The sequence below is a fragment of the Chryseomicrobium aureum genome (assembly GCF_043182735.1).
GTDB lineage: Bacteria > Bacillota > Bacilli > Bacillales_A > Planococcaceae > Chryseomicrobium > Chryseomicrobium aureum.
In genome coordinates this window covers 2,199,876-2,219,055 of the sequence record NZ_CP171117.1, presented here as the reverse complement: position 1 = coordinate 2,219,055, position 19,180 = coordinate 2,199,876, and the positions used below count along the sequence as shown (strand labels likewise).

At 45.3% G+C, this 19,180-nt stretch carries 15 protein-coding genes; 11 read left to right on the top strand and 4 right to left on the bottom strand.

The window, feature by feature from the left end; all coding sequences use genetic code 11:
• The first annotated feature begins 47 nt into the window (after positions 1-47).
• From ACF3OH_RS11495 to ACF3OH_RS11475, 5 genes are all read left to right on the top strand, one after another.
• On the top strand, positions 48-1,520 hold the full coding sequence (locus ACF3OH_RS11495) for an aldehyde dehydrogenase family protein (protein WP_392454751.1): 1,473 nt from the start codon (positions 48-50) through the stop codon (positions 1,518-1,520).
• A 240-nt stretch (positions 1,521-1,760) separates the two neighbouring features.
• Positions 1,761-2,921, top strand: coding sequence for a saccharopine dehydrogenase family protein (locus tag ACF3OH_RS11490; RefSeq protein WP_392454750.1), 1,161 nt, complete (start codon positions 1,761-1,763; stop codon positions 2,919-2,921).
• 145 nt (positions 2,922-3,066) lie between these two features.
• Entirely contained in the window at positions 3,067-5,016 is a 1,950-nt protein-coding gene (locus ACF3OH_RS11485) for a beta-propeller domain-containing protein (protein ID WP_392454749.1), read from the top strand.
• A gap of 342 nt (positions 5,017-5,358) precedes the next feature.
• On the top strand, positions 5,359-6,099 hold the full coding sequence (locus tag ACF3OH_RS11480) for a threonine/serine exporter family protein (RefSeq protein WP_392454748.1): 741 nt from the start codon (positions 5,359-5,361) through the stop codon (positions 6,097-6,099).
• Between the two features lie 9 nt (positions 6,100-6,108).
• Positions 6,109-6,600: a threonine/serine exporter family protein gene (locus ACF3OH_RS11475; RefSeq protein WP_204589562.1), complete on the top strand. Its 492-nt coding sequence runs from the start codon at positions 6,109-6,111 to the stop codon at positions 6,598-6,600.
• A 516-nt stretch (positions 6,601-7,116) separates the two neighbouring features.
• Here the strand turns inward: ACF3OH_RS11475 and ACF3OH_RS11470 are convergent.
• Positions 7,117-8,811, bottom strand: coding sequence for an EAL domain-containing protein (locus ACF3OH_RS11470; RefSeq protein WP_392454747.1), 1,695 nt, complete (start codon positions 8,809-8,811; stop codon positions 7,117-7,119).
• 139 nt (positions 8,812-8,950) lie between these two features.
• On the opposite strand from ACF3OH_RS11470, the gene ACF3OH_RS11465 reads away from it, so the two are divergent.
• The 5 genes from ACF3OH_RS11465 (at position 8,951) to ACF3OH_RS11445 (ending at position 15,496) form a co-directional block, all read left to right on the top strand.
• On the top strand, positions 8,951-9,859 hold the full coding sequence (locus ACF3OH_RS11465; protein ID WP_275580364.1) for a DMT family transporter: 909 nt from the start codon (positions 8,951-8,953) through the stop codon (positions 9,857-9,859).
• A gap of 76 nt (positions 9,860-9,935) precedes the next feature.
• A complete protein-coding gene (locus ACF3OH_RS11460) occupies positions 9,936-11,672 on the top strand; it encodes an ABC transporter ATP-binding protein (RefSeq protein ID WP_392454746.1) in 1,737 nt (578 codons plus the stop codon).
• Entirely contained in the window at positions 11,656-13,485 is a 1,830-nt protein-coding gene (locus ACF3OH_RS11455; RefSeq protein WP_392454745.1) for an ABC transporter ATP-binding protein, read from the top strand. The genes ACF3OH_RS11460 and ACF3OH_RS11455 overlap by 17 nt, the downstream gene beginning before the upstream one ends.
• Positions 13,482-14,351 carry a GNAT family N-acetyltransferase gene (locus ACF3OH_RS11450; RefSeq protein ID WP_392454744.1) on the top strand — a complete coding sequence of 290 codons (870 nt, stop codon included), beginning with the start codon at positions 13,482-13,484 and terminating at the stop codon, positions 14,349-14,351. Before ACF3OH_RS11455 ends, ACF3OH_RS11450 begins: the two co-directional genes overlap by 4 nt.
• Positions 14,352-14,791: 440 nt before the next feature.
• The gene (locus tag ACF3OH_RS11445; RefSeq protein ID WP_392454743.1) at positions 14,792-15,496 is read left to right on the top strand and encodes a glycerophosphodiester phosphodiesterase; all 705 of its coding nucleotides are present in this window, start codon (positions 14,792-14,794) and stop codon (positions 15,494-15,496) included.
• A 231-nt stretch (positions 15,497-15,727) separates the two neighbouring features.
• Here the strand turns inward: ACF3OH_RS11445 and ACF3OH_RS11440 are convergent, their stop codons facing one another.
• From ACF3OH_RS11440 to ACF3OH_RS11430, 3 genes are all read right to left on the bottom strand, one after another.
• The gene (locus tag ACF3OH_RS11440; protein WP_392454742.1) at positions 15,728-16,756 is read right to left on the bottom strand and encodes a DUF2804 domain-containing protein; all 1,029 of its coding nucleotides are present in this window, start codon (positions 16,754-16,756) and stop codon (positions 15,728-15,730) included.
• A gap of 70 nt (positions 16,757-16,826) precedes the next feature.
• Positions 16,827-17,675: a DegV family protein gene (locus ACF3OH_RS11435; RefSeq protein WP_392454741.1), complete on the bottom strand. Its 849-nt coding sequence runs from the start codon at positions 17,673-17,675 to the stop codon at positions 16,827-16,829.
• A gap of 79 nt (positions 17,676-17,754) precedes the next feature.
• Positions 17,755-18,327: a glycerol-3-phosphate acyltransferase gene (locus tag ACF3OH_RS11430; RefSeq protein WP_392454740.1), complete on the bottom strand. Its 573-nt coding sequence runs from the start codon at positions 18,325-18,327 to the stop codon at positions 17,755-17,757.
• 97 nt (positions 18,328-18,424) lie between these two features.
• On the opposite strand from ACF3OH_RS11430, the gene ACF3OH_RS11425 reads away from it, so the two are divergent.
• Positions 18,425-18,982 (top strand): nitroreductase, encoded by a 558-nt coding sequence (locus tag ACF3OH_RS11425; protein WP_392454739.1) that lies wholly within the window; start codon positions 18,425-18,427, stop codon positions 18,980-18,982.
• Positions 18,983-19,180: the final 198 nt, after the last annotated feature.

Here is a 19,180-nt window from a genome sequence, read left to right as displayed (position 1 = left end):
TCATATTAAGGGCTTTTTCGTACTGACAACTAGAAAAGAGGGATCGAATGAAGTTAACACATTTTATCAACGGAGAATGGCTCGAATCTGGGCACACAAAAGAAGTACTAAATCCAGCTACAGGAGAAGTTCTAGCACATGTTCCAATGGCAGATGCGGACCTCGTGGCAAAGGCAGTCGAAGGGGCAAAAACTGCTCAGAAGAAATGGGCAAAAGTTCCAGCTCCAAAGCGTGCACAATATTTATATGCAATTGGTCGCTTGATGGAAGAGCGAAAAGAACACTTGTCTCAAGTGCTCACAAAAGAAATGGGAAAAGTAATTGAAGAAGGTCGTGGAGAAGTCCAAGAAGGAATCGATATGGCCTACTATATGGCGGGTGAAGGAAGACGTTTGTTTGGAGAAACAACACCTTCAGAACTCGCTGATAAATTTGCGATGAGCGTGCGTGCACCAATTGGTGTTGTTGGACTCATCACACCATGGAACTTTCCGGTAGCCATCGCAACTTGGAAATCGTTCCCGGCTATAGTTGCAGGAAATACATTCCTTTGGAAGCCGGCTACAGAGACACCAATGATGGCCTATGAAATGGCGAAAATCTTTGAAGAAGTAGGTCTTCCAGAAGGTGTTGCCAATATCGTATTTGGTTCAGGGTCTGAAGTAGGTACGGCAATGATTGAACATCCAGACGTTAAAGTGATTTCCTTCACAGGTTCGACGGAGACAGGTAGCAAAGTAGCTGAACTTGGTGGACGTCACTTAAAGAAAGTGTCTCTTGAGATGGGCGGAAAGAATGCAGTCATCGTAATGGATGATGCGAATCTTGACTTAGCAGTAGACGGTATTTTATGGAGTGCATTTGGTACTGCAGGTCAACGTTGTACGGCATGTAGTCGTGTCATTGCGCATAAAGATGTCAAGAAAGAACTCGAGACGCGTTTACTTGAGAAGATGAAACATCTCACAATTGGGGACGGGACGGACGAATCCGTGAAAATCGGACCGGTCATCAATACAGCAGCACTTGAAAAGATCCATGGCTATGTGGAGATCGGAAAACAAGATGGTGCGATGCTGTTAGCGGGTGGTGAAATCTTAAAGGATGGAGACTTGGCGAAAGGAAACTACTACGCTCCCACACTGTTCACAGATGTACCGTGGGATTCTCGTATTGCGCAGGAAGAAATCTTTGGTCCTGTTGTATCCATCATTGAGGTTTCTTCGTTAGATGAAGCGATTGAAGTGAATAATAGTGTGAAATACGGACTTTCAAGTTCAATTTTCTCACAAGACGTCAATACGATCTTCACCGCACAGCGTGATCTGGATACGGGGATTGTTTACGTCAACGCTGGAACGACGGGTGCTGAGATTCACTTACCGTTCGGCGGGACAAAGGGAACAGGAAACGGACACCGAGATTCTGGTGTAGCGGCACTTGACGTCTATACAGAGTGGAAGAGCGTGTACGTAGATTTTAGTGGGAAGCTGCAACGGGCTCAGATTGATACTAACTAGATGTGGAGCCGACTGTTCAGAACGCCGCACTAGAAAGTTGAGTTACACTACGGGGTTGCTTTCCGAGGGCGCTGCGTGAGCTTCCTCGTCGCAGGCTCCTGCGGGATCTCACGACAGACTGGAATCCCACTGGAGTCAACCCCTCCATTTCACTCAACATTAGTATTAGATGTGGAGAACTCCATTCTACAAAGTCGTTACAAAGGGGTAAGAGAAAAGTAAACAAAGGGGGATTCACAAATGATCGTAGGTGTATTAGGTGCTGGTTTGATGGGGAAAGAAGCAGCAACCGATTTAGTTAAAGGTCAAAACGTTGAAAAAGTCATCATTGGAGATCTGGATGTTGGCCAAACAGAGATGTTTGCTCAAAAATTACAAAATCCAAAACTTGAAGTGCGCCATTTGGACGCAACTGACAATGAGTCGATGAAGTCCTTAATACGCGACTGTGATGTCATAGTCAACGCACTTTACTACTCGTTCAACCAACGCGTCGCAGAACTTGCAATTGAGCTTGGTGTTCATGCGGTGGACCTAGGTGGGCACATTGGGGGCGCGACAGACTACATTTTAAATCTTGATGAAAAAGCTAAGGCTGCTGGTGTTACGATGATTCCGGATCTAGGGGTGGCTCCGGGAATGATCAATATCTTGGCGGGGCACGGCGCCAAAAAACTTGATAAAGTATCGAGTATCAAGTTATATGTCGGTGGAATTCCAGTCGAACCAGAAGGGATTTTCAAATACAATTTGGTCTTCTCCTTAGATGGCGTTTTTGATCACTATACAGATAAGTCGCATGTCATTCGAAACGGAGAAATGCAAGAAGTGGACTCGCTATCCGAAATCGAACCTATTCAGTTTGATGGATTTGATGAGCTTGAAGCATTCCACACTGCAGGCGGTACGTCCACATTGGGACATACGTTCTCAGGAATCGACACATTAGAGTACAAGACCATTCGCTACAAGGGGCATGCTGAGAAATTTAAACTGCTCGTCGATCTTGGTCTAACAAATAAAGAGACGATGGTTAACGCAGGTGGACATGTTGTGTCTGCTCGGGACGTGTTACGTGAAGTGTTAACTCCAAAACTTCGGCTTGGAGACAAGAAAGATGCGGTTTTACTTCGCGTCATTGTAGAAGGGTTCGAAGGAGAAACAGAGAAGAGTTACATGTACGAACTCGTAACGACAAAAGATGAGCTTTCTGGTACAACAGCAATGGCACGAGCAACAGCAAACACGATTTCTGTCGTAGCCCAAATGATTGGCAACGGAACCATTACATCAACAGGTGTATTCCCACCTGAGACAATCGTACCAGGCGACTTGTACATGCGAGAAATGGCGGCACGTGGCGTCGAAATCAAAGAATCTGTAAAATCTGAACAACTATAAACCAGAGACCTGCAATCGACACGGATTGCAGGTCTTGTTTATTTCCCGGGAAATACGTCGAAAAATAACTTTTCCGTGGGTGTAACCTTCTTCCATTTTATAAGTCTAATGGAGTAGAAAAATGAGATGAAAAGAGGGGTCGACAATGAAGAAATGGACAATGCCACTGTTGGCAACCGCTTTTGTAGGTGTCTTGATTTTAAGTGCATATTTTATATTTACGAGGGAAGGCGATCTAGTGACGGGGGAAACAGTTCGTGGATATGATGAAATGACGACGGTCAGAGCAGAAAGTCAATTGCGTGAGTATTTTGAGCGTGTCCGTAAACTTCATGATTCGATGCAGTCTCAAGCAATGGAGGGAGCCAGTGGCACTGAAGCGGAAGAAGCCATGTCTTCTGGTGTAGAAGAGTCCACAGATGCTTCATCTGACAGTAAAAGTGCGGATGTTTCTTCCACGAATAATCAAGTAGAGGGCGTTGATGAAGCAGACAGCGTCAAATTGAACGAAGACTTTATTTATATGATTTCTGAGCAAAATGTAATGATCGTTGATATTCGCAACCCGGATGCTTTAGTCAATGCAGGGAGCATCGGATTTGGTGGGAATCGCTATCCCTCAAATTTATTTTTAACAGACGACTATTTAATTGTGATGAATCAAAACCATATGTATGAAGGAGTTCCAATTCAACCAGCCGCCGAAGGGAAGGTTTGGATGCCATATGATGGGATGACATTAGCTAGCATCTATTCCTTAGAAGACCCAACGAATCCAAAACTAGTTCGTGAAGTAGGAGCAGAAGGGTATATGGGACACGCACGTTTGACGAACAATACAATTTACTTCACTTCAAGTCTTTACAACCGCGTGTGGGCACTAGAGGAAAATGAGGATATCGAGTTGCGTCCGTTTCAGTTCGATTCTGAAAAAAGTGACGAACCAACCGTTCTTCCATATGAAGAAATTACAATCCTTCCTGATACGTTAGAAGGAGGATATACATTGATCTCTGCAATTTCATTAGATGACCTTTCTGAAGCGCAATTGACTACAGAAGGCTATCTTGGTAGCAGTGAACAATTCTACATGTCTCAAGGATCTCTTTATTTAACGACTACTGTCTACAATGCAAAGGCTAACGATTCAGAGGATGGGGACAGTTTGATGGATCTCCGTATTTGGAATCCAGGTGTTCGTGACACTGACATTTTCAAGTTTGATTTTGAAGGCACCGACGTTTCTTATATAGGGACGCATCGGGTAGAAGGTCATTTATTGAATCAATTCTCGATGGACGAATACGACAATCATTTCCGCGTTGTGACAACAGAAGGTGACGCTTGGAACGAAGAGCGACCTTCAGAGAATCATTTGTTCATCTTGGATGATCAGATGAATCGTGTTGGCGAATTAACAGGTCTTGCAAAGACGGAACGCATTTACTCCGCACGTTTCATGGGTGATAAAGCATATATGGTTACATTTAAAGAAACAGACCCTTTATTCGTGTTCGACTTGTCTGACCCAAAAGATCCGCGTGTTCTAGGGGAATTAAAAATTCCTGGATTCAGTAACTATCTGCATCCGGTGGGTGAAAACCATCTTCTAGGGATTGGATACGAAACTGAGATGGTTACATTCCCTGGAACCAAAGAACCGAGTCTAGTGACAGCAGGTATGAAGCTCTCGTTATTTGATGTGACGGACCTTTCGAATCCGATAGAGCAAGATGTTGAAATCATTGGCGGTCCAGGTACTTACTCACCTGTCCAGTATGACCACAAAGCCTTGATGATTCATCAAGAGCGCGGCTATTACGGTTTCCCAGTTACGATTTATGAAGGAGCAGCTGGTGGAAATGTGAAGTTCAAAGGAGACGGCGCCCATATTTATTCTGTAACGCCAGAGCAAGGTATTCAGTTGAAAGCCGCGCTAATGAACGACTTAGTGCCAGGGCAAGAGTATGAGGAATGGAATCAGATGATTCATCGTCTAGCTTATGTGGAGGATACGCTGTATACGCTGGCGAATCGTCGAGTCGAGAGTTATGATTTTAATTCCTTTGCGAAGAAGGCTAGTTTAGACTTTTAGTTTTAGATGTGGAGAACGCCACTCTAGACGTTGAGTTCCACTGCGGGGCTGCTTTCCGTGGGCGCTGCGTGAGCTTCCTCGTCGCAGGCTCCTGCGGGATCTCACGTCAGACTGGAATCCCACTGGAGTCAACCCCTCCATTCCACTCAACATATATTTCGCGGAATTTTCACTACAATTCTATAAAAATGAGGGAGCAACCTTGGCCTACCAGGGTTGCTTCTTCGTTTATTAGCTCTAGATTAAAAAAATAAATTCTTTAAGAGTGCGAAATTTATTTAGTCATTGTATTCCCGCCCTATTATTCGTTAGACTAAGGACAGAACCGAAAGGGGGCATGACATGTCAAATTACGAAATAACCGTTGAGTGCTGCTTACTCGCTGGCCGACTGATGATTGAAGGCGGCGCTGAGACCTACCGAGCAGAAGATACGATGGAACGCATGGCCAAGTCGCAACACCTAATCGGCTCCCAAAGCTTTGTCATGCCGACGGGAATCATGTTTAGTGGAAACAACAACGCACCAACTCGACTCATGCGTGTCAATACGCGCGTGACGGACCTTGAAAAAGTAGCGATGGTCAATTCGATTTCTCGTCGACTGGTGAATCAAGAGCTGACGATTGAAGAAGCGTATGATGAACTACGAAAAATCGAAACAGAACATAAAACGTTTCCATTCTGGTTACAAATCATTGCAGCTGGTATCACGTCTGGCGCATTTTTATTGTTGCTGGGGTTTGATATCTTGAACTTGCCAGCGGCTATGGTAATTGGGGCGCTAGGATATGTGATAGCGACTTTATTAGAAGTAAAGACACGCGTGAAGTTCTTTGCAGAGTTCTTTGCCGCGCTGATTATAGGGATTGCCGCATACTCTGCAGTCTATCTTGGATTTGGTTCGAATCTCGATGGCTTGATCATCGGCTCGGTCATTCCATTAGTGCCTGGTTTATTGATCACCAATGCAGTACGCGACCTAATGGCTGGGCATTTCGTGTCTGGATTATCAAAAGGAGCAGAAGCCTTCCTGACTGCCTTTGCAATTGGGGCTGGGGTTGCGCTTGTGCTGTCATTTTAAGGAGGAGCTATGGACTATTTAGTAGAAGCCGTTTTAAGCTTTCTAGCAGCTGTGGCGTTCGGAGTATTGTTTAATGCGCCGCGTCGAATGCTGATTCACTGCGGCGTCGTCGGAACGGTCGGTTGGCTCGTTTTCTCCATATCACGCAGCCAGACAGATGACCAAGTGGTCGCAACATTTTTAGGTGCGTTCACGATTGCACTCTTGTCGCATATTTTTGCGAGACGTCGGAAGATGCCTATGATTTTATTTAGTGTTACGGGAATCATCGTCCTTGTTCCAGGGAGCTCTGCTTACAACGCCATGCGCCACGTTGTAGAACAGGATTATTTGACGGCAATTGAGCTCGGTACACGGGCGCTCTTAATATCAGGTGCCATTGCGATGGGGTTAGTATTTGCGGAAATTATTATGCAAATCTACTCTAAAGTGTATGGTCGGCTTACAAAAAAGAAAAAGACGGATGCCCTCGTGAATATCGAAGACACCCGTCAGTTATAAAGAAAAACCAAGCGTCTCGTAGGCGCTTGGTTTTCTGTATACATAGTTTCAAAAATGAATGCGCTAAAGTTTTCTCAAGTGTTCTAATGTCACTAGTTTAAATGCTTAAAAGTTGAGTGTAGTGCAGGGGCTGACTCCAGTGGGATTCAAGTCGGAACGTGAGACCCCGCAGGAGCCTGCGACGAGGGAGGCTCACGCCGCGCCCTCGGAAAGCAGCCCCGGAATGGAACTCAACTTTTCTAGAGCGGCGTTCTCCACATCTAGAGTAATCGAGTTGCGCCTCCTAGAAATCCCGCAAGAAGCCATCGCAGCCCATGAAGCAAAGAGCGCTTCACGGTCCACGCTGTCATCTCGCACAATTTCTGAACAGTCGGCTCCACATCTAAAACGAAATCGAGTTGCGAACGCCAGAAACACGCTCCGGAATCAGCCGCACCCGCAAAGGCTGAAGAGCGCCTTCACGGGCACGTCTGATTTCCTCGGAGTTTCTTGAGCGGCGTTCTCCACATCTTAAAGTCACTCAAAATACTCACTAAGCTCGCTGACTTTGAGCGGCTTCGAAATATGGAAGCCTTGCAACCCATCGCAACCCATTGCCTGAAGCTGCTTCATCTGTTGCTCAGATTCAATACCTTCCGCCAATACCCGAATTTGAAGGGAATGCGCTAGAGATACCATCCCTTTAATTAAGCGAAGTACTTTATCATTTTTTGTCATCGACTGAATGAAAACCCGATCAATCTTCAAGCTCTCGATTGGAAGAAGCTGCAGGTAGCGAAGAGAAGCATAGCCAGAACCAAAATCATCAAGAACAAATCGAACGCCTTCACGGTTCAATGCGTGCATCTGTTCAATGATTGTTTTTTCTGCTTCCGCTTCTAAAGCGAACTTCTCTGTAATTTCAATTTGCAAACGGTTGGCAGGACATCCGGTTTGCTGCAAAATCTGCATAATGGTGCGTGCCATATTTTTATCATGGAATTCTCGTACAGACAGATTGACGTTGACCTTGATGTCGTAGCCTTGTTGCTGCCATTCTGCTGCTTGTTGACAACTCTTTTCCAGTACAAAAGTACCTATGTCGTTGATTAACCCTGTTTGTTCAGCAATAGGTATCAATTCTTCTGGAGAAACTGCACCAAGTGCCTCACTTTCCCACCGAACGAGCGCTTCAAAACTTGAGACTTTTTTTGTGACGGTATCGATGATTGGTAAATAGACGACCTCGAGATGCTGTTGATCAAGTGCGACCATAAGCTCTTTTTCGATTTCTACTCGTCGGGATAATTTCGAGTGCGCATCTTTTGGGAGCGTTGTAATCAAGTTCCCGCCTTGCTGTTTCACGCGTTGCAGCGAGTTATGCGCCGCTTCGACAATGTGGTGAAGCGTCTTTTGGTCATCGGGATACCGGGTCATGCTACCACTTACAGTGATGGCAACAGATTTTGAATCTAGATAAACTGGATACGATTTTAGAAAGTCACTAAAGCCTTGGATATACCAGTCACTTAGAGGTGTGATCAAGGCAAACTCATTTCGACCCATTCGTCCGATTTCTGAGTCTGGAAAATACTTTTTCAAAAGGTTTGTGAATTCATGTAAAAGAGCTTCCTCGTGCTGTTCATTCATTAATTCTTTCAATGTATAGAATTTATCGATTGAAAGTAGGACGTAGGTGAACTCCACCTTTTTGGAAAGCTGTTCCTTCATAATCTCTTCCATTTTGTAACGACTCAGTAAACCAGTCTCAAGATCCGTGTAAGCGGCTTCCTCGAGTTTTGTTTGCATCGTCTTTTTATCCGTGATTTCTTCTTCGATGATATAGCTGTGCTGCAGAATGTCTTCTTCATCGAAGATGGGAATAGCAAGTGCCTGAACCCAATAGGACTGCCCTGATTTTGTCGCTTTTTCTATCGGGCCTTGCCAAATGGACCCACGTTCAAGCTGTTGCAAGATTTGATGTCCTTTATGGCGAGAAGATTCTTCATCAGGTAATAATTGCCAAATTGATTTCCCAATGACACGTTTAGGGGTCCATTCACTTCGTTCCAGAAATTTTGAATTGGTGGAGAGGATAATTCCTGTAGCATCAAGGACATAGAACATAAAGCCTTCTTTTAAACCAGCTTTTACCTGTTCCCACTCATTTGAAATGGATTTCATTTCGAATGAATGCTGCAAATTATCAAGTGTATAGTTAGTTTGATTCATTATCAGAACTCCTTTACAATTCGTTTTTATCAGTATAATTCATTTTTACCAAACAGTCATTACAAATAATGGTTGTCTGTATCAAAAGTTCTACGCTAGCCGAAATACATACTACGAAAATGGACAGGGGGATATAAATTTGAAATCACAACGTTGGAAAGGCATATTATTAATTTTGACCGGGGCTATGCTCTGGGGGGCGAGTGGGCCGATGATGGAATGGCTACTTGAACATTTCCCTCTCTCTGTCCCATTCTTCCTGACAGTTCGTTTAATTGTAGCAGGTACTCTTGTCCTGTTATTTTTGCGAATGAAGAAGCAACCTGTCTTTAAAATTTGGAAAGATACTGCATGGCGTTGGAGACTCTTGCTATTCGGGATATTCGGGATGCTTGCTGTGCAGTACACGTTTGTCGCAGCGATCGATGCGAGTAATGCAACTGTTGCCACACTCTTACAGTTTATCGGTCCGGTCTATATCATTCTGTTCATTTCATGGAAATTAAAACAGTTTCCCCCGATGTATCAAGTGATAGGCATGATCGGGACACTCGGCGGGCTAGTATTGTTGCTAACCAATGGAAACTTTGCACAGCTGGCGATTTCTGGTGAAGCGTTGTTTTGGGGGATTGCTGTCGGTATCGCCTTTGCGTTTTATACAGTGTACCCAGCCCGATTGATGCAAGAGTGGGGCGTTCTCCTCGTGGTTGGTTGGGGGATGGTGATTGGTGGAGTTGTTCTTGGAGTGGGAAGTAGGGTATGGACAACTGGTCAGTGGAGCCAGCTTGTGAATCCTACAGTCGCAGGGATGACGCTTGCCATCATCATTGTTGGAACACTCGCCTTTATTCTCTTCCTATCTAGTATGAAGTTTATTACAGCGGTTGAAACAAGTATTTTATCAAGTATGGAACCATTGACGGCTATGGTGATTTCGTTTTTCTGGTTCAGCCAAGTATTTGGTTCACTTCAATACGTAGGGATGATCATTATGCTGTTGTTTATAACGTGGCTAACGCTTGCTGGGGAAAAACAATCAGAACATTGAGACTTGTTTTTCGACTTCGGTGTGTCATAATAAAAGAAGTGATTAATTCGTATTCCGAAGAATTTTGAGGTGCAACATGAGAACAGTCTTTTCGTATTTAACACCGTATCGGGGACTCATCGTCCTCGCCTTATTTTTAATGTTTCTAGAGCTTGCTGTCGAGCTCGTCCAACCGTTATTGATTGCAAAAATAATCGATGACGGAATTTTAGCGAACGACCCCCAAGTCATTATTAATTTAGGGATTTGGATGGTCGCAATTTCGTTTATTGCGTTCTTTGGAGCGATTACAAACACTGTAATCGCTTCTCATATCGTACAGAGTTATGGATACGATATCCGCATGGCACTGTTCCGTAAAGTGCAAGACTTTACGATGACGGCATTTTTACGTTTTCCAAATGCTAGTCTGATCACGCGTCTGACTACAGATGTGACGATGACACAAAACGTAATTTTCATGGGACTGCGTATCATGCTCCGTGCACCATTGCTCGTCATCGGTAGTATTATCATGGCGTTCATCGTCAATCCATCGCTTGCGATTTACTTGGTAATCGGGTTCCCGTTCCTCCTCGTGTTCATGTACTGGATGAGCCGCAAAGGGATGCATATGTTTACGCGTGTACAAAAGGCGCTTGACCGTCTGAACCGTCAAATCCAGGAAAACTTGCAAGCTGTGCGGTTGATCAAAGCGTATTTGCGCGGTCGCTACGAGGCAGAGCGGTTTAACGGCGTCGCAGACGAACTTCGTACAGTGAACGTTACAGCCTTCCGCATCATGGAATTTATTCTCCCGGTCCTACTTCTTGTCATGAATATCAGCTTACTTGCCGTATTATGGTTTGGGGCTGACCTAGTCAATACAGGAGAAGCGCCACTAGGTGACCTTGTGGCCATCGTCAACTACGTGATGCGTATGACAGGGGCATTCTCGATGTTTGCATTCATCATCATCTTCTTCTCTCGTGCGAAAGCGTCAAGTGAGCGTATGGAAGAAGTGTTGCTAGTAGACGAGGAGCTGGAGCAAGGTCTTGAAAGTGGAAAATCCCCACGACGTGCGTTCGGAGAAATCGAGTTCGATAATGTCTCGTTCCGTTATCCGAATACAAAAGAATGGGTACTTGAAAACATTTCCTTCAAACTCCAATCTGGTCAGAAGCTTGCTGTAATGGGCGCGACAGGTGCAGGGAAATCGACCCTGTTTAACCTGATTCCACGCTTCTTTGAAGTGACCCGCGGAACGATTCGAATTGATGGTATCGCTGCAGAACAGTGGCCTCTTCGCGAATTACGCGAGACGATTGGGTATGTACCGCAGCAATCCATTTTATTTACAGGAAGTATTGAAGAGAATCTCGGTTGGGGCGATACAGAAGCCGAGCAGGAATGGCTTGTAAATGCTGCACGCAAAGCTCAAATCCACTCATCAATCGAAGAGTTCCCGAATCAGTACCAGACACGCGTCGGCCAAAAAGGTGTCAATCTCTCTGGTGGACAGAAGCAGCGCCTATCGATAGCACGTGCCATCGTACGCCGCCCGGAAATTTTGCTCCTTGACGACAGTACAAGTGCGCTCGACGTCAATACAGAGAATGCATTGTGGGAAGCACTGGATGAAGAGTCGGCAACCATGCTTGTCATCACACAGAAAATCCGTACAGCACAAGGCGCGGACGCCATCCTATTATTAAATGAAGGAAAAGTGGCTGGTTTCGGTACGCATGAAGAGTTGATGGAAACATCTGAACTGTACAGAGCGATTGCCGAGTCTCAACAGGAAGGAGGCGACGAACATGAGCTTCTTTCGTAAACCGTTTGGCTATGAACCAATTTTAACTAAAGAAGATATTAACGGGACGTCTGAGAAAAAAGTCGACAAAGCGTCGGATTGGAAGTCTGTCTTGTACCGTGTTTGGCAATTTGTCGATGAACAACGTTTCTTATTGATTGTAGTACTTGCACTCGTATTGGTATCATCGGTGCTCGCGCTTGCCGGGCCGTATCTCGTCGGGCGGATTATTGATGACTATATTACAAATCGAGACCTCTCTGGACTCTCTGTGATCATTATCTGGCTTGCCGTGATTTATGTCGGGTGGTCCGTGTCGCTTTACCTCCAAAACTTTTGGATGATCGGCATTGCCCAGCAGACAATCTACCGCTTACGTACAACGTTGATTGGCCATTTGCAACGTCTTCCGGTCTCGTTTTTTGACCGTAGACAGCACGGGGAATTGATGTCACGTGTGACAAATGACATTGAAAACGTCAGTCAGACACTCAATACATCGTTTATCCAAGTGTTCTCAAGTATTTTAACGCTTGTGGGAACGACGGTAGTCATGTTGTTACTTAGTCCTTTAATGACGGTGATCACATTGACGATTGTACCCGTCATGTTCGTTGCAATTCGTTGGATCACAAAACGTACATCAAAGCTGTTTAAAGAACAACAAAAAGCAGTCGGTGAGCTGAACGGGATGATTGAAGAAACTATTTCCGGCCAGCGTATCGTCAAAGCATTCTCACAAGAAGAGCGAATGATGCACGAATTTTCAGCGAAAAGCTCACGGCTTCGCAATACAGGATTCTGGGCACTGACATATTCCGGCTTTATTCCAAAAGTAATGAACTTACTGAATAACTTGAGTTTTACGATGGTCGCAGCCATCGGAGGGATCCTCGCGTTTTACGACCAAATCTCAATTGGTGAAATCGTCATCTTTACGGAGTACGCACGCCAGTTCACGCGTCCCTTGAATGACCTTTCGAACCAATTCAACACGGTCCTATCTGCCATCGCAGGTGCTGAGCGTGTGTTTAAAATCATTGATGAGGAAACGGAAGAGGACACGGGGAAACAACAAAATGCTGTCACTCTTCGTGGACATGTGGAGTTTAAGGATGTCGTGTTCCGTTACAATAAAGAGGAAGAACAAGCCGTCATCAACAATGTGTCCCTTGAAGTACGACCAGGTCAGACCGCGGCTCTTGTTGGGGCGACCGGTGCAGGGAAGACGACGATGATGCAACTGCTCGCTCGTTTCTACGAAACCGATGCGGGTGAGATTTTAATTGATGGGATTCGGATACAAGATATTCCGCGTCAGACACTTCGCAGTCAAATGGCATTTGTCTTACAAGATCCATTCTTATTTGAGATGACCGTAATGGAGAATATCCGGTACGGGAAGTTGAATGCGACGGACGAAGAGGTCATGGAAGCGGCGAAACAGGCAAATGCCCACGACTTCATCATGAAGCTCTCAGACGGCTATCACACAGTTTTAAATGCAGATGGCGGTGAAATTTCGCAAGGGCAAAAGCAGTTAATTTCAATTGCCCGTGCACTTGTGGCAGACCCAGCAATACTCCTGCTTGATGAAGCGACGTCGAGTATTGATACGGTCACTGAAATGAAAATTCAAGATGCACTTGAGCGGTTGATGGAAGGGCGCACAAGTTTTGTTATTGCCCATAGATTGAATACCGTGCGCCAAGCTGATATGATTTTTGTAATGGAGCATGGACGTCTCGTTGAGGGAGGTCCGCAAAAGCAGCTACTTGCACAGAAGGGGCGCTATTACCAAATGCTCATGTCTGGAAAGGAAGAAGACGAATGACAGAAGATTTAGTAGTCGTGTCGACACCTGTTGACCAGGAAACATGGCAAGAAATCAGCGAACTCGTTGCCGCTGCCTCTTCTCAGGACAGCATCAGCTATGCACCAATCTTTGGTGTGGAAAACTTGAAAGATCCGCATTATTATGGATTTTGCTTATTGGCCTATCGCCAAGACACAGATGAATTACTGGGCTTTGCTTCTGCAATGGACCCAATTAATACACGAGATTACGAGTGGAGCATTATGGTGCATCCCGAGCGTCGGAGTAAGGAGTTAGGCGTTCGTATCTATGAACGTCTGCTTGAGGAATTTGAAAAGCGTGAGTTTAATTCTGAGACAGCGATGAACCCGTCGAACAGTCCGCATTCCGCGGCATTCTTAAAAAAGCTCGGCTACACGTACGCCTATTCCGAGCGGACGATGAAAGCTCTTGCCAAACCAGTAGAACTGGATTCTGGATTAGATGTTCGTGCATATAATGAGGAAACAGATCGTGAGGCTTTAAAAGCTATTATTGAAAATGCTTTTGGAGATTCTTCGGAAGAAGTGGACGCCTTGATTGAATTTACGACGCATGCACCCAACCGCCAGTTCTTCCTCGTTCATTCAGGAACGGATGCAGTTGGCGCCATGACAATTGTGCGCGAAAGCGACCGCATTTGGGTGACGGCACTTGCTGTTCATTCGATGGCACGTGGCCAAGGTGTAGCAAGTAATCTTTTACGTTACGCACAACAGTATGCGCACAACGAGGGCATTAAGACGGTCTATTTGGATGTCGAAACGGACAATGAGACTGCGCTTTCGATTTATGAGCGGGTCGGGTTTCAGACGGTGAATCATACGAAGTATTGGAAAAACTAGATGTGGAGCCGACTGTCCAGAAATTGTGCAAGATGACAGCGGAGCCCGTGAAGCGTTCTTGGCTTCATGGGATGCGATGGCTTCTTGCGGGATTTATAGGAGGCGCAACCCGATTCCATTCGAAGTCGAAACTACCTTTCAACCTTTGCTTGTGGAGCCGAGTTTGATTTGAATACGCTGAGCTCCATTGCGCGGCTGCTTTCCGAGGGCGCGGCGTGAGCCTCCTCGGCGTACGAGCACGCCTGTGGGGTCTCACGTTCCGCTTTTGATCCCTCCGGAGTCAGCCCCGCAACGTAGCTCAGCTATGTACCAAAAGATTTCCTCCATTCCGCTCAACTTGAATGTAGAAGTAAGATGCATTCTTTTACTTAACTAACTATAAACCTCCCGAGAGTCCAATTCTCTCGGGTTTTTTTGACTAGAGAAGAGGTGGCGAGACAATGAAAATTTTTGCGCATCGTGGGTGCTCGGGTATTTATCCAGAAAATACTTTAGCAGCTTTTGAAGCAGCCAGTAAACTGCCAATAGAAGGCATAGAATTAGACGTTCATCTTTCAAAGGACGGGGAGCTTGTGGTGATTCATGACGAACTTGTCGACCGGACAACAAACGGCAAAGGGTTCGTAAAAGACATGACAAGTGAAGAATTGCGCCAATTGGATGCGGGGAGTTGGAAAGCCGCAGATTTTAACGGGGAACGTATTCCGTTTCTGCACGAAGTGTTGACGATTTTTGTGGAAACCGACCATGTGTTGAATATTGAACTCAAATCCGATATCTTCCCGTACCCTGGGATGGCCGACCGAGTCATGGAGTTGGTTCAGAAGCTAGGATTTGAGGAGCGCGTCATTCTATCTTCGTTTGATCATGAAGTCCTACGCTATGTGTCAGAGACTTATCCACAGATACATACCGCATGTCTTACAATGGAAGTCATGGTCGACTTTCCGGCCTATTTAAAAACAATTCCGGCACCAGACGCACATGTCCTGTTTCCAACGGCACTGCGTCAAATGGGACAAGAACTACGGGCCGCGGGAATTCCGATCCGTGCATTCACAGTGAACGATAAAGTGTACGCTGATATGCTCGAAAAAGCAGGAGTCGAGGCTATCTTTACAGACTTCCCGGAGAAGTTTTTATAGGTACCTGTCCCACAAACTATTCTGATATTCATGACTATTCACCAAATATGCAACAGAAACCCGCATTCCTGCGTTCATTTCTAAATATTCATAAATTGTGTTGGAATTGTTTGGGTACCAGGTACCTTATGGGGGCTGTTTCCAAATAGAAAAGGCATACCATAAGAGAGTGTGTTTCTCTTAGTGGTATGCCTATTTTAATTTCTGAACAGTCGGCTCCACATCTAAACGTCACCACTTCGCACTATGCTCTTCCACACACCCCAACATATGCGAAATCACTAACTTACCGTAGCCCTCTAGATAAATTGTGCCTTTAAAGTAGCCAAACAGTTGATGGACCTCTGAATACACAAGCTTTGCATCCGTTCTAGCCACTCGCTCATGGAAGGGAATAAACGTGAGGTTTACATCCGAAGAAAATTTCGTTCTCAGCGTCCAAGGCTTCTTGAAATCCTCGCGATCATATCCGAACAACACATCTTCACTGATTTTGTAAAGCTTGCCATCAACAATGACAGCATTTTCCGTCATGCCTGTGCCATCTGTCCATTTGCCACCAAAATTCAACCCGACGCGACGCGAACCGATACGCTGTGAGGCGAATCCCCAGTTCCAAGTCGCTTCGCGTGGCCACATACCCCGCCCGTAATCGAGCACAGCAAAATTCTCTTGTGCATCAAAGGAATACTCGTATCCACCATGGTGCACAGAACCTTCTACCGGTAGCGTATGATGCTTCGCAGTGAACTGGAAATGGTTTCGGTCCCAAGGGATGACGACGTTTAATGACTCCTGATTTTCGGGGTGCGTTATTTTTAAGCTGGCATGCAGAGGCTCACCGTCGAAGTCTGGAATATGAGCATTCAACAAAGTGTAACCTTCCTGATGGCCTACAAAACGCAATGTCATTTCTTTCGACTCCGCGCTCACTGTATCCAGAACGCCAGGTGCCATTTTTACACCACGTCCAAGTGGGAGTGTAACTGTTTTTTCAATGAGCTGCTGGGAATCGTAGTGAAACATATAGACAAAGCAAACAGCAGCGTAGTCCATATGACTGATGGTGGCGGAAAATAAAATTTCCTCACCAAATACACACCAATAATTCCACTTTTTCTTGCGCAAATAGTTTCCGCTCAAGTTGCTTTCGATGAGCGGGCTTTTTGCATACCCAATCGCTAGCGGATTTAATTGGCCCTTTGCATCACACAGTTGTACAGGCTGCTCTAAAAGTCTTTCACTATGTTGATTTCCCATGGCAGTCACCTCGAGTATAGTCTACGCTCACTGTAACATAGTTCCATCTACTCTAGCTGTGTCAAAGGTGTTAATTGTTGTACCAAAGTGTAGCCAGTGTACCTTGTCCAGCGTGAACAGCTAAGACCGTACTGATATCCCCAACAATGATTTCGCTAGTGGGGGCGACCTCTTTTAAGGAAGCCTCGAATTCTCGCGCTTCTGCTTCAGAGTTCCCGTGCATCAAGTAAATGCGTTTAATTGGTTGTTTTGCATATGCTGCTCCTACTTTATCAAGAAGCGACTGCTTTGCCTTTTTCATCGAACGAACTTTTTCTCCTTCGTTCAACTTTCCATTCGGCGCGATATGGATGATTGGTTTGATTTTCAGAAGGCTTCCAAGATAGAACTGTGCACTGCTCAAGCGACCACCGCGATATAGTTGATCCAAGCTTCCGATCAAGATATAGTTTTCAAAATCTTTTACGCGTGTGCGAAGGGCATCTGCAATCTCTTCTCCTGAATGGCCCTGCTCTTGTAAATCAAGTCCGTATTCAAGAAGTTCTGTAATACCTGCAGAAAGAGAGTGAGAATCCACAAGGTGGATATCGACTTCTGCAATTTCAGCGCCACTTCTCGAAGATGCGATCGTCCCGCTTAATTCGTTCGCCAAGTGTACAGAAATGATGGCATCATACTTTTCATTCAAGGCTTCATACAATTTTGCGAATTCACCTGCAGGAGGCTGAGACGTCTTTGCTTTTTCTTTATCACTCGCTAAACGACTGTAGACTTCCGATTTAGTGATTGTCACTTCATCAAGATACGTTTCGTTATCAAAATGAATGGCCAGAGGAACGATATGAACGTCTGGGTGATTCTTTACTCTTTCAGAAGGAAAAACACTGCTATCTGTAACCCATGCAATTTTGGTCATCATATGTGGACACTTCCTTTAATAGTATTCTTTGAATAATAAGTATAGCATGATATGAAGGTGAATAAATCAAAAGTTGAATTTATTTAGAGTGCCACCAAGCGTCGTCCCAGGACTCTTTTGTATCAGATCTATGACGCCATAAGATAATGACAATGAGTAGAAAAAATAGTGCGCTGGATATAACATTTTCAAAAGCTAGAGCAATTGCGTAGGCTGGAAATGCGAGATTCATAGACAGGGTTGCACTGCGGGTAATGACCAGTCCGATGAGCATGACGCCAATAACCGCTAGGAAACTGATTGGATGAAAAGCAAGCGTCACTCCAATGAACGTAGCAATCCCTTTGCCACCACGTCCTTTTAACCAGAGAGGAAAGAGGTGGCCGAGTGTCACCGCGACCGCACCTATAGCAATCGAAGTTGTAGACAGATTCAGTAGATGACCGATCCACACGATGAGTGCACCTTTTCCGGCATCGCCTAAAAATGTCACAATAAACGCGTCTTTTCCAAGAACTGTTCCCGCATTTCGTGCACCGAGATTGCCACTTTTGTGTTCTCTGAGGTCGACGCCTTTCCATTTGCCTACAAACCAAGCGGTCAACACGGTACCGACGAAGTAACTTGCTATCCAGTAAATCATTTCAATCATAGGAAATCTCCTCTAGAAGTTGGTGAGTTAAGTGTACCATGTGATATAGCGGAAGCGCTTTGGTATTTGGTACAATAAGAGCGATAAGGAGAGATGAATGATGAATGTACGTGAGGCAATTGAAACAAGACGATCCATCAAGAAGTTTAATGGGAAACCAGTTACCAAAGAGGCTCTTGCAAAGATTGTAGAGGCAGGAACTTGGGCACCGAATCATGGAACACGTGAACCTTGGCGGTTAGTTGGTGCAGTGGGTGAATCGATGGAGCGTATGGTGGATGCGATAAAAGAAGTCGCAGTTCCAAAGTGGCGCGATATGAGTGAAGAAGAACTTCAGACGGCTTTAGCTAAGTTTATGCTTCCTGGTGCGGTTTTATTTATTGTGGTACCGGAAGATGCGCGTCAAAAAGAACGCTTAGAGGATTTTGGAGCTGCAAGTGCAATGATTCAAAACATGCAACTTGCTGCGTGGGAGATGGAAATCGGGTCTTGCTGGAAGACGCCACCGTTTATTGACCATCCTAAATTCCGATCGAGCCTAGGGATTCAGCCGGGCGAGCGTATCATTAGTATGTTGCAATTCGGCTATTTTGATGAAGCACCAAAAGCAAAGTCACGTAAAGATGTAGACGAGATTTTATCTTATTTTGAATAAAAAATTGAAAAGCTGAACGCGTCGCAAATGGACGTGTTCAGCTTTTTTGAGAGCCCAAAATCCAGAACGCCATTTCCTGGGGGACTTTCACCGAGCCTCCTCACATCGACTTACGTCTCGTTGTGGGGTCTCGGCAAAACTCCGATAGCCCGGGAAATGACGTACTGGCTTCCGGGCACTGTGTTGGTGCATTTCGAA

Bases quoted from the DNA above. Each gene is read 5' to 3' on its own strand.
- ACF3OH_RS11495 (WP_392454751.1), top strand. From the start codon at position 48: ATGAAGTTAACACATTTTATCAACGGAGAATGGCTCGAATCTGGGCAC.
- ACF3OH_RS11490 (WP_392454750.1), top strand. From the start codon at position 1,761: ATGATCGTAGGTGTATTAGGTGCTGGTTTGATGGGGAAAGAAGCAGCA.
- ACF3OH_RS11485 (WP_392454749.1), top strand. From the start codon at position 3,067: ATGAAGAAATGGACAATGCCACTGTTGGCAACCGCTTTTGTAGGTGTC.
- ACF3OH_RS11480 (WP_392454748.1), top strand. From the start codon at position 5,359: ATGTCAAATTACGAAATAACCGTTGAGTGCTGCTTACTCGCTGGCCGA.
- ACF3OH_RS11475 (WP_204589562.1), top strand. From the start codon at position 6,109: ATGGACTATTTAGTAGAAGCCGTTTTAAGCTTTCTAGCAGCTGTGGCG.
- ACF3OH_RS11470 (WP_392454747.1), bottom strand. From the start codon at position 8,811: ATGAATCAAACTAACTATACACTTGATAATTTGCAGCATTCATTCGAA.
- ACF3OH_RS11460 (WP_392454746.1), top strand. From the start codon at position 9,936: ATGAGAACAGTCTTTTCGTATTTAACACCGTATCGGGGACTCATCGTC.
- ACF3OH_RS11455 (WP_392454745.1), top strand. From the start codon at position 11,656: ATGAGCTTCTTTCGTAAACCGTTTGGCTATGAACCAATTTTAACTAAA.
- ACF3OH_RS11450 (WP_392454744.1), top strand. From the start codon at position 13,482: ATGACAGAAGATTTAGTAGTCGTGTCGACACCTGTTGACCAGGAAACA.
- ACF3OH_RS11445 (WP_392454743.1), top strand. From the start codon at position 14,792: ATGAAAATTTTTGCGCATCGTGGGTGCTCGGGTATTTATCCAGAAAAT.
- ACF3OH_RS11440 (WP_392454742.1), bottom strand. From the start codon at position 16,756: ATGGGAAATCAACATAGTGAAAGACTTTTAGAGCAGCCTGTACAACTG.
- ACF3OH_RS11435 (WP_392454741.1), bottom strand. From the start codon at position 17,675: ATGATGACCAAAATTGCATGGGTTACAGATAGCAGTGTTTTTCCTTCT.
- ACF3OH_RS11430 (WP_392454740.1), bottom strand. From the start codon at position 18,327: ATGATTGAAATGATTTACTGGATAGCAAGTTACTTCGTCGGTACCGTG.
- ACF3OH_RS11425 (WP_392454739.1), top strand. From the start codon at position 18,425: ATGATGAATGTACGTGAGGCAATTGAAACAAGACGATCCATCAAGAAG.